This is a genomic window from bacterium (genome assembly GCA_004299235.1).
Lineage (GTDB): Bacteria > Chloroflexota > Dormibacteria > Dormibacterales > Dormibacteraceae > SCQL01.
The window spans coordinates 384,993-394,163 of record SCQL01000031.1 but is presented as its reverse complement, the minus strand read 5'-3'; the positions used below and the strand labels follow the sequence as shown (position 1 = coordinate 394,163).

Below are 9,171 nucleotides of genomic sequence, written 5' to 3'. Positions count from 1 at the left end.
TCTTCGACGAGCGAGACCGAACACAGATCGCCCGTCAGGCCGTGCGCCGGCTGGAGCGCCTCGGCTACACCGTCGAACTCAGCGAGGGCGCTGCCTAGTCGAACTCACTTTTCGGGTTAAAGAGCGAACCGCCGATGAAGGAGGTGGCGCGCTTGCGGGCGGTCCACGGCGTCGCCGATCGCCGCCGCATCCGCCTGCAGCCGCCGCCCCCGCCCAGGCAGCTGTCGTTGCTGCTGTAGCCCGGGCGGCGAGAGCCTTACGATTCTTCGTGACATGCGGAGCCCGATGGACGTGCTGGCGGGACGGGTCGGCGGCTTCAGCAAGATGGAGATCGCCCGCCGGACGGTGCCGTGCTTCAAGCACGTGGTCGAGAAAGATGGCGAGAAGCTGGCCGTGTGCCTCCTCGTCGATTCGGGCAAGCTCTACCGCTTTCCTTTCGAGGACGCCAAAGGGATCAAGGGCCTCGGGATCAAGGCGCGCTATTTGCGCGGCGAGATGGAGCATCTGCGGCTGCGGGAGTTCCAACCCGGTCTGTGTCGCTATGTCGAAAGAGCCGGCCAAGCCGTCTGAGTCGCTGGTCCAGGAACTGCTTGCGGAACGGCGAGAGCTGAAGGTCGCGGTCGAGCGCTTGCGGATCGAGCTGGCGGAGGCGAAGTCAGGCGCCGACGGCCCCGACCCGCGACTGCGTGAGCTCCAGGCGGAGGTCGAAAGGCTCAGGTATCAGCTGGCGTCGACTCGAGCCGAAGCCGGGTTGATGCGCGAAGAGCGGGACCAGCTGCGCCTGGGAGTTGAGCGCGCGCTCGACCAGATGGCCAAGCTGTAAACCAAGAAAAGGCCCCGCGGAGCGAGGCCTTTGGCGAGCCGCGCGGCGATTACTTGACGGAATTGGCCAGCTGGTCGACGTATGGGTTCAAGAAGCTGCTGAGGCCGGGGGCCGGGATCCGCTGCCCCGTGCCCTGCAGGGACTGAATGAGGAAGATGACCCAGAAGATGAAACCGACCAGCCACAACGGGATCACCAAGAGCTGGACGACTGGGATCAACCCGACGATGAAGATGATGATCGAGAGCCCGCCGAAGATGATGATCGACTGGGCGGCATTCCACTTGACGTCAGGGTCGTCTTTGCCGACGAAAAGGAAGATCAGCCCACCGATCCAGCCCAGGACGTAGGCGAGGATGGTGAAGGTCTTTTTGTTGCTCCCCGCGCCGCCCGGCGTCCCACCCATGGGGGCAGGCTGTCCGGGGGGCGGGGGTGGCATCTGCGACATGGGCTCTCTCCTCCTAATCGGTGGCGGGCTGCGGCCCGATTATGGGTTCAACGTCGCCAAAACACCATAGCCTGGCCAGGTTGTTTGGAGGTCGGCGCTGAGGTCGACCCCAACCCCGCCAGCCGCCCCGGCGCGAGAACCTAGCCGGCAGGCGGCCCCTGGCCGGCCGGCGCCTGCCCGGCAGCCTCGCCGGCGCGGATGTCGCCCGATCCCGAGCTGCCGGCCGCGATGACCGCTTGCTGCGCGTACTGCTGCGTGAACGCCTGGTGTGCCTGGGTCGCCATGTCCGTCGGGAACGGGACCCAGGGCGAGGTCGGGGTCTCGCGGATGGCGGTGACGCGGTAGATCCGGAAGGTCTGGGCCGACTTGCCCTTCAGTTCCACGCCCGGCACCGTGTCGACCGCGATGTGGTCCTGGCACAGGTCGTAGGTGGGCTGGCCGATCAACAGGTGATAGGCCGGGGCGGTGGCGCAGAAGCGGGCGGCGGTGTTGACGGTGTCGCCCAGCGCCGTGTACTGGATGCGGCTGCGCGAGCCCATGTTCCCGACCACCGCGGGTCCGGTGTTGATGCCGATGCCCCAACGAATCGGGGGCAGCCCCTTGGCGAGCAGCCTCTGCTGCAGTTCCGGTGCCCGGTTGATCAGGTCATAGGCGCATCGCACCGCCAGCAGGGCGTGGTTCTCCTGGAGGCGCGGGGCGTTCCAGAAAGCGACGATCTCGTCGCCGACGTATTTATCGACGGTCCCATCCCAGCTGAAGATGATTCCGCTCAGGTGGTCCAGGTACATCTGGACGAGGTTGACCACGTCGCCGGCCGCCATCGACTCCGACATGGAGGTGAAGCCCCGCACGTCGACGAACAGCAGTGTGATGTCGCGGCGCTCGCCGCCACGCATGATGTCCTCCACCCCGCGGCGCTTCCTGGCGAGCTGGGTCACGATCTCGGGCTTCAGGTACTGCCCGAAGATCGCTGTCACCTTGCGCTTCTCGCGATCCTCGTAAAGGAAGCGGTAGGCGGTCACGCCCGTGTAAGCGAGGGCGATCGTGAGCAACGGATGGAAGACGTCGGGCACGAAGCTGTGGTTGGCTGCCAGGTACGCGACCGCGGACGTGAACACCGCCATCGCCACGACGGTGGCGAGAAGGCCCCAGAGGATGGAGAGCCGGGCGACGGCCAGCGCCATCAGCAATCCCAACCCCAGGATGGTCATGAAGATGAGAATCGGCGGCTCCGGGGTCAGGAACGCCGAGCCGGCTGCCGCGGCCGGGACGGCGCCGAGCAGCATCCGGACCACGTTGGCGTGAATCTCAACGCCCGCCATCGGCTGCGTGCCGTTCGAGCCGGCGCTGGTGGTCACCAGCTGCTGGTCGTTGACGCCCGTCAGCTGGTAGTAACCCACCAGGACGATCCGGCCTCTGATCGCGTCGGGTGAGGCGGTGCCGTTCACCACGTCGGCCAACGGGATGTAATGGCCGTACTTCTTGAAGTTGCCGGGCGGTCCCGAGAAGTTGATCCAGATCGATCCGGTCTGGTCGACCGGAATGCTCCAGGCCGCGCCGAACGTGGCCGAGCCACCGGAGTGCTGCAGCGAAGTGCTCTTGAAATCCGTCCCGAGCGAAGCCGCGCCGTAGGCCGCCACGCCGAACGAATTGATGACCTGCGAATCGCAGGCGCCGGTGGCGAAGCAGGCAGGCTGGACGAACAGCGGGATCCTGCGCACGACACCATCGGCATCGAGCACGAGGTCGGTGGAGGCAAGGATGACATTCGGGTCCGGGTGCCGGCAGGGCGCTGAAGGATCGGGGTTGGTGTCCGTGCAGCGGAATTCCTTCAACGGGATCTCGTCAATCCCCGGAGGCTCGCTGTTAGGGCTCGTTTGGATGAGCCTGCCGTCGCCGATGAGCGTGTCCTGGGCGCTGTAGGAGAGGACGACCGGGATCGCGCTGCCGGCCAGGGCCTGGGCGAAGAGGCCGTCGGTGGCCGGGTCCCGCCGGTCAGGAAAGTTGACGTCGAACGCAACCACCGTCGCGCCGTCTATCTCGAGGTTCCGCAGCGCTGTTGCGTACACGTCACGCGGGACGGGGTATTGGCCGATGGTCTGCACGCTCCGGTTGTCGATGCCGACGATGACCACGCCGTTGCCGGGGTCCGTCTGGCCGGCGAAGCGGTCCTCCGGGTGGACGGACACGTTGACCACGCAGCCGGTGTGCGCGTCACAGGCGATTTGCTGGGTGTAGAGCCACGACACGGCGGCGCTGAGGGCGAGCGCAATCACGCCCGCAACCGCGGTCCGGTAGGTGTACCAGTAGCGGAGGTGGCGGCCCACGGGCGGTCGGATCATAACCCTGGCTCAATTGAGTTGTGACACCATCGATTTGAGGTGCGGTGCGGCATTGCCGGCTGGATCGACAAGTCGCTGATCGATTCCAAGCTGTTCTACCCGATGAACGCCAGGTCATCGGAGGAGCGGCTGCACTTCTACGCGACCCAGTTCTCGCTCGTCGAGGTGGATTCCACGTACTACGGGATGCCGAAGCCGGAGAACTCCGAGCTCTGGGTGGCGCGGACGCCCGAGGGATTCACCTTCGACGTCAAGTCGTTCTCGCTCTTCACCCATCACCCGACCAAGCCGGTGGCGCTGCCCAAGGACATTCGGGACGAATTGCCGGAAAAGCTGCGCGACAAGAACATCTACCTCGAGCAGACGCCGGATGAGCTGGTGGACGAGTCGTGGGACCGGTTCCGCGCCGCCCTGGAACCGCTGCGGGCTGCCGGGCGCCTGGGTGCGGTGTTCTTCCAGTTCCCCCCCTGGTTCCTGCCTTCGTCGCGCTCGCTGGCCTACATCGAGCAATGCCAGGAGCGAATGTTCGGCTTCCAGGTCGCGGTGGAGTTCCGGAAACCGGAATGGTTGGATGCCCGGCATCGAGACGGCACGCTGGCCTTCCTCCGTACGCGCGACATCCCCTATGTCGCGGTCGATGTCCCCGCGGGCCACAGGACGAGCATGCCTCCGGTCTTCGAAGTGACCTCGACGAAGCTCGCCGTGGTGCGCTTCCACGGACGCAATCACCAGACGTGGGACCTGAAAGGAGCGCCCCCGAATGTGCGCTTCCGGCACGACTACACGGACGGGGAGCTCCAGGAATGGGTGCCGCGGATCAAGGCGATGGAGCGCTCGGCCGCACAGGTGCACGCGATCATGAACAACAACTACTCGAACTACTCGGTCAAGAACGCGCAGCAGCTCGAAAGGCTGCTCCGGGCCTGGCAGAAGTGAGGCTTACGGGCTGGCCGGCCTCGGCCCGCTGCCGCTGAGATCGGGAGACCGCCGCCGCCGGATCTCGCCCAGGCCGTGGTCGATCAACCCGCCGAAAAACGGCTCGGCAAGCTGGCCCAGGCGCAAGGGCAGCACCATCGCGTCGCGACGCGGGAAGCGCGCGGTGCGAACGATGAGGTTCGCGACCCACCATGCCGGGAACTGCGGCCCGGCGGCTTCCTCCGTCGTGGCGAAGAACTCGGTGCCCGAGGTCACGCCCGGATAGACGACGCAGACCTTGACCCCGGTCCCGGACAGCTCGCCGCGGAGCGCGTGCGACAGGCCGACGACGGCGTGCTTGGTGGCGGAGTAGACCGCCGAGTATGGCGAGGCTCGGAAACCGACCACGGAGGAGACGTTGATGATCACCCCTCGCCGCCGTTCCAACATGGACGGCAGCGCGGCCTGGGTCGTCGCGATCACTGCCTTCAGGTTGGTGGCGACCAGCTCGTCGACCTTCTCGTCGGGCATCTGGTGCAGGCGGCCCATCCAGCCGACGCCCGCGTTGTTGACCAGCACGTCGACGCGCTCGTGGTCGCGAAGCGCCGCGGCGACAAACGCCCGCGCTTCGACCCGGCGGCCGACGTCGAGCCGCCGCACGTTGACCTCGGGCGATCCAACCTGCCGGCATCTCTGCGCCACCGCGTTGAGGCGGTCCAGGCGGCGCGCCCCCAGCTCGAGCCGGGCACCCCGCCGGGCGAAAGCGACGGCGGCCGCGGCCCCGATCCCGCTCGAGGCGCCCGTGATGACCACGACCGCTCCCTTCAGCCGCACTGCCGTAGCTTAGGGGCGGCATAGAATCGCCGAATGAAAGCGCTGACCTTCCAGGGCCAGGGCGACGTCAAGGTGATCGACGTTCCCAAGCCCGTCATCAAAGGCTCCGGCGAAGCGCTGGTCAAGGTTTCGCTCGGGTCCGTGTGCGGCTCCGACCTTCACATCTATCACGGGCATACGCCGATGAACCAGGGAGCCGTGCTCGGCCACGAGTTCGTGGGTGTGGTCGAGGAGGTCGGCTCGGAGGTCAAGCGCTTCCGGCCGGGCGACCGGGTGGTGTCCAGCTTTTTCACCTCCTGCGGCCATTGCGCGCTGTGCCGGAAAGGCTGGTTCAGCCAGTGCGTCGACAAGGCCACGTTCGGGCACGGGGAGTATTTCGGCGATCTCGGCGGCGGCCAGGCCGAATACGTCGTGGTGCCCCTCGCCGACCACTCGATGGAACCCATCCCGGCCGGCATGACCGACGAGCAGGCCATCTTCGTCGGCGACGTCCTGGCCACGGGGTTCTTCGGCGCGGAGCGAGCCGAGATCAAGCCCGGGGACGTCGTCGCCGTGGTCGGAGCCGGTCCGGTCGGGCTCATGGCCACCATGTGCGCCCAGCTCTTCGGCCCGGCGCGCGTCTTCGTCGTCGACATGGTGGACTCCAGACTCGAAACCGCCCGGGACCTCGGCGGCACCCCGATCAACGCCTCTCAGGTCCATCCCGTGGAAGCGATCGAGGGCCACACGGGCGGCATCGGCGCCGATTCCAGCATCGAGTGCGTCGGCCTGCTGTCCGCCGTCGACACGGCCATCCACTGCGTTCGTGGCGGGGGCACGATCTCGATGGTCGGCGTCCCGAGCGCGGTCCTGGGCGACTTCCCCTACATGCGCATGTGGCTGAAATCGCTCAGCTTCCGGTGCGGCTGGTGCAACGTGCAGGCGTACATGAGGCCGCTCCTGGACCTGATCGCCGCCGGTCGGTTGCAGCCGCAGAAGATCATCAGCCATCGGATGCGGCTGGACGAGGGCGAAGAGGCCTACCGCATGTTCGACGCGCGCGAAGCGACGAAGATCGTTCTCAAGCCGTAATCGACCGAGCATCCCGCCTCCTCTGGGGGCAAGGCTCAGGGTGAGTCGCTTGAGCCACCATCCCGATCCAGGGCCATCAGATAGCCCCGGGCTCGCTCCGTGAGCGGGTAGCGGTTGGTCATCTCGTGGAACGCCGGGCCGTGGTCGCTGTGCTCGAGGTGGGCCATCTCGTGCACGAGCAGGTAATCGAGCACCCAGCCCGGCAGCGAGGCGGCGCGCCGGGCGATCCGGATCGCCCCCGTCGTGAAGGTGCAGCTTCCCCACAGGTGAGCCATGTCGGCGAAGGCGATCGAAGTCCAGCGCAGCCGCCCGCCGAAGTGGCGGTCGTTGAGCGTGCGTGCGCGCTCGTCCAGCCGTTGATCCGTCGGCCGCGAACGCTCCATGCGCCGCAGCAGACGCCGCCGCATCTCCTCACCCCACCGCTCGCGCTCGGCACGGGGCATCGATTCGGGGACCAGCAGCTCGAGGACGCCTGAACGGAGGCGGGCCGCGACCGTCCTTCGCCGGCGCCCGGAGGCGACGATTCGAATTGGCGGGCTGAACTGGTTGTGATTCGCTTCCAAGACGCAATGCTCCGATGTTGCTGGATTGGTGTGCTGCGATTGTAGGCAGCCCGTCTCGGGCTGGGAACCCCGCCCGTTAACGCACCAGTAGGGGTGCAGGCCATCCAGACCGCCGCCGTCACCGTCGACTACGATTGGCTCCAGAAGGTGCCTAGAAGCCTGGTCATCGGAAATGGCAACGTGCTCGTGGGCTTCGATGCCACCTACACGGTCCGGGACCTGTATTTCCCGCGGGTCGGCGACGCCAACCAGACGATGGGCAACGACTGCCGCACCGGGTTCTTCATCGACGGCAAATTCGCCTGGCTCGACGACGCGGGCTGGGATCGTCGCCTGGGGTATGCCGTGGACTCGCTGGTCAGCGACGTCACCCTCAAGCACGCCGGCCTGGGCATCACCGTCAGGTTCGAGGACTACGTCGACCTCGCGCGCAACTGGTTCATCCGCAACGTCGAGGTCACATCCGACAGAGGATTCACCACCGGTCGCGCCTTCTTCCACTACGACTGGTTCATCGAGGGTTCGGACATCGGCAACACCGTGGCCTTCGACCCCCGGCACCGCGGGATCATCGCCTACAAGGCCAATCGATACTTCCTCATCGGCGGCCGCTCCGGCCAGGATTTCGGGATCAGCACCTGGGCCAACGGCAAGAAGGGCAACGGCCTGGCCGGGACGTGGGTCGACGCCGAAGACGGCATTCTCGGCAAGAACCCGATCGAGCAGGGCTCCGTCGACTGCACGGTCGGGTTTGACTTCGGCCCCGGCGCCCTCGGCCAACCGAGCTCCCTGACGCATTGGGTCTGCATGGGGACGCGGCTCAGCGAGGTCACGACCTACGGGCAGGACCTGATCGTCGGCCGCGGGCCGGACACCTATCGCGGCCGGACGATCACCTACTGGCGGGTGTGGTCGGAGAAGGACCACCGGCATATCGACGAGGAGCTCGGCCCTGAGGTGACGCAGCTTTACCGCCGCAGCATCCTGACCGCACGCACGCACGTCGACAACCGTGGCGCCATCATCGCCGCGACCGACTTCGACATCACGAAGTTCGCCCGCGACACGTATGCGTATGCATGGCCTCGCGACGGCGCGCTGGTCGCCAACGCGCTCGATCGCGCCGGGCACGAGGACGTGACCCGCCAGTTCTTCACGTTCTGCCAGCAGGCTCTGGTCGAAGAGGGCTTTTTCCTGCACAAGTACACGCCCTATGGACAGCCCGGAAGCTCGTGGCTGCCGTGGATCGACGCGCACGGGATGCGCACGCTGCCGATTCAGGAAGACGAGACGGGGCTGGTGCTGTGGGCGTTGTGGCAGCACTATCGGATTCACCAGAACCTTGACTTCGTGGTCGACCTCTACTCGACGCTCATCGTGCCCGCGGCCGACTGGATGGTCTCCTACGTCGACGAGAGAAACGGCCTCCCGATGCCCTCGTGGGACCTGTGGGAGGAGCGCTGGGGCGTCCACGCGTTCACGGTCGGCGCGCTCTGGGGTGGTCTCGATGCGGCGCGCAACTTCGCCGGCCTCTTCGGCGACACCGCCGCGTTCGCGCGCTATCGGGACGCCGCGGACCGCTTGCGCGAGGCGGCGGACACGCACCTGTACAGCTCCGCGCTGGGACGGTTCGTGCGCCGCATCGCCGTCGAGGACGACGGCACCATGACCGTGGACATGGTCCTCGACAGCGCGATCCATGGGCTGTGGCGATTCGGCATGCTCCCGCCCGACGAACCGCGGATCAGGGACACGATGATCGCGATTCGCGACCAGCTGGCCAACCAGGCGGCCGCCGGCGGGATCGCGCGCTACAAGGACGACTATTACTTCAGGGTCGAACCTGACACCAAGAAGGTGCCGGGCAATCCCTGGTTCATGTGCACGCTGTGGATGGCGCAGTGGTACATCGCGACGGCCACGACCGCCCAGGACCTCAAGCCGGCGCGCGACATCATCAACTGGGTGGTCGCGCACCAGATCGCCAGCGGCCTGCTGTCAGAGCAGCTCGACCCCAACACCGGCGCGCCCCTTTCCGTGTCGCCGCTGACGTGGTCTCACGCCGAGCTGATCGTCACCGTCGACGAGTTCTGCCGCAAGGCCGAACGCGTTCGCCGCTCGGCGAAATCCGCGAGCTCGCCGGCATCGAGCACCGCTTCCTAGCTCAGCGGGCCG

At 66.8% G+C, this 9,171-nt stretch carries 9 protein-coding genes; 5 read left to right on the top strand and 4 right to left on the bottom strand.

All coding sequences use genetic code 11. From position 1 onward, the window contains the following. Positions 1–273: 273 nt before the first annotated feature. Both EPN29_12335 and EPN29_12330 read left to right on the top strand, forming a co-directional pair. Positions 274–570 (top strand): hypothetical protein, encoded by a 297-nt coding sequence (locus tag EPN29_12335; protein ID TAN31981.1) that lies wholly within the window; start codon positions 274–276, stop codon positions 568–570. Next, a complete protein-coding gene (locus EPN29_12330) occupies positions 542–823 on the top strand; it encodes a hypothetical protein (GenBank protein ID TAN31980.1) in 282 nt (93 codons plus the stop codon). Before EPN29_12335 ends, EPN29_12330 begins: the two co-directional genes overlap by 29 nt. 49 nt (positions 824–872) lie before the next feature. Here the strand turns inward: EPN29_12330 and EPN29_12325 are convergent, their stop codons facing one another. Beyond that, positions 873–1,229: a hypothetical protein gene (locus EPN29_12325; GenBank protein ID TAN31979.1), complete on the bottom strand. Its 357-nt coding sequence runs from the start codon at positions 1,227–1,229 to the stop codon at positions 873–875. Positions 1,230–1,411: 182 nt separating this feature from the next. After that, on the bottom strand, positions 1,412–3,613 hold the full coding sequence (locus EPN29_12320; GenBank protein TAN31978.1) for an adenylate/guanylate cyclase domain-containing protein: 2,202 nt from the start codon (positions 3,611–3,613) through the stop codon (positions 1,412–1,414). Between the two features lie 39 nt (positions 3,614–3,652). On the opposite strand from EPN29_12320, the gene EPN29_12315 reads away from it, so the two are divergent. Continuing rightward, complete coding sequence (locus tag EPN29_12315; protein TAN31977.1) at positions 3,653–4,549, top strand: DUF72 domain-containing protein; 897 nt, start codon at positions 3,653–3,655, stop codon at positions 4,547–4,549. Positions 4,550–4,552: 3 nt separating this feature from the next. On the opposite strand, the gene EPN29_12310 is transcribed toward EPN29_12315, so the two are convergent. Beyond that, a complete protein-coding gene (locus EPN29_12310; GenBank protein ID TAN31976.1) occupies positions 4,553–5,362 on the bottom strand; it encodes an SDR family NAD(P)-dependent oxidoreductase in 810 nt (269 codons plus the stop codon). A 33-nt stretch (positions 5,363–5,395) separates the two neighbouring features. Here EPN29_12310 and EPN29_12305 point away from each other — a divergent pair, with 33 nt between their 5' ends. After that, on the top strand, positions 5,396–6,433 hold the full coding sequence (locus tag EPN29_12305; GenBank protein ID TAN31975.1) for an alcohol dehydrogenase: 1,038 nt from the start codon (positions 5,396–5,398) through the stop codon (positions 6,431–6,433). A gap of 35 nt (positions 6,434–6,468) precedes the next feature. Here EPN29_12305 and EPN29_12300 read toward each other — a convergent pair whose 3' ends face one another. Beyond that, entirely contained in the window at positions 6,469–7,929 is a 1,461-nt protein-coding gene (locus EPN29_12300) for a M48 family peptidase (GenBank protein ID TAN32012.1), read from the bottom strand. Here EPN29_12300 and EPN29_12295 point away from each other — a divergent pair. Further along, the gene (locus EPN29_12295) at positions 7,090–9,159 is read left to right on the top strand and encodes a glycoside hydrolase family 15 protein (protein ID TAN31974.1); all 2,070 of its coding nucleotides are present in this window, start codon (positions 7,090–7,092) and stop codon (positions 9,157–9,159) included. The two genes, EPN29_12300 and EPN29_12295, sit on opposite strands and share 840 nt — an antisense overlap. Positions 9,160–9,171 lie beyond the last annotated feature (12 nt).

What these genes read in the sequence shown, in the direction of transcription:
- EPN29_12330 (TAN31980.1), top strand. Translation starts at nt 542, where the DNA reads ATGTCGAAAGAGCCGGCCAAGCCGTCTGAGTCGCTGGTCCAGGAACTG.
- EPN29_12320 (TAN31978.1), bottom strand. Translation starts at nt 3,613, where the DNA reads ATGATCCGACCGCCCGTGGGCCGCCACCTCCGCTACTGGTACACCTAC.
- EPN29_12335 (TAN31981.1), top strand. Translation starts at nt 274, where the DNA reads ATGCGGAGCCCGATGGACGTGCTGGCGGGACGGGTCGGCGGCTTCAGC.
- EPN29_12325 (TAN31979.1), bottom strand. Translation starts at nt 1,229, where the DNA reads ATGGGTGGGACGCCGGGCGGCGCGGGGAGCAACAAAAAGACCTTCACC.
- EPN29_12305 (TAN31975.1), top strand. Translation starts at nt 5,396, where the DNA reads ATGAAAGCGCTGACCTTCCAGGGCCAGGGCGACGTCAAGGTGATCGAC.
- EPN29_12300 (TAN32012.1), bottom strand. Translation starts at nt 7,929, where the DNA reads ATGCCGGTGGTCCTTCTCCGACCACACCCGCCAGTAGGTGATCGTCCG.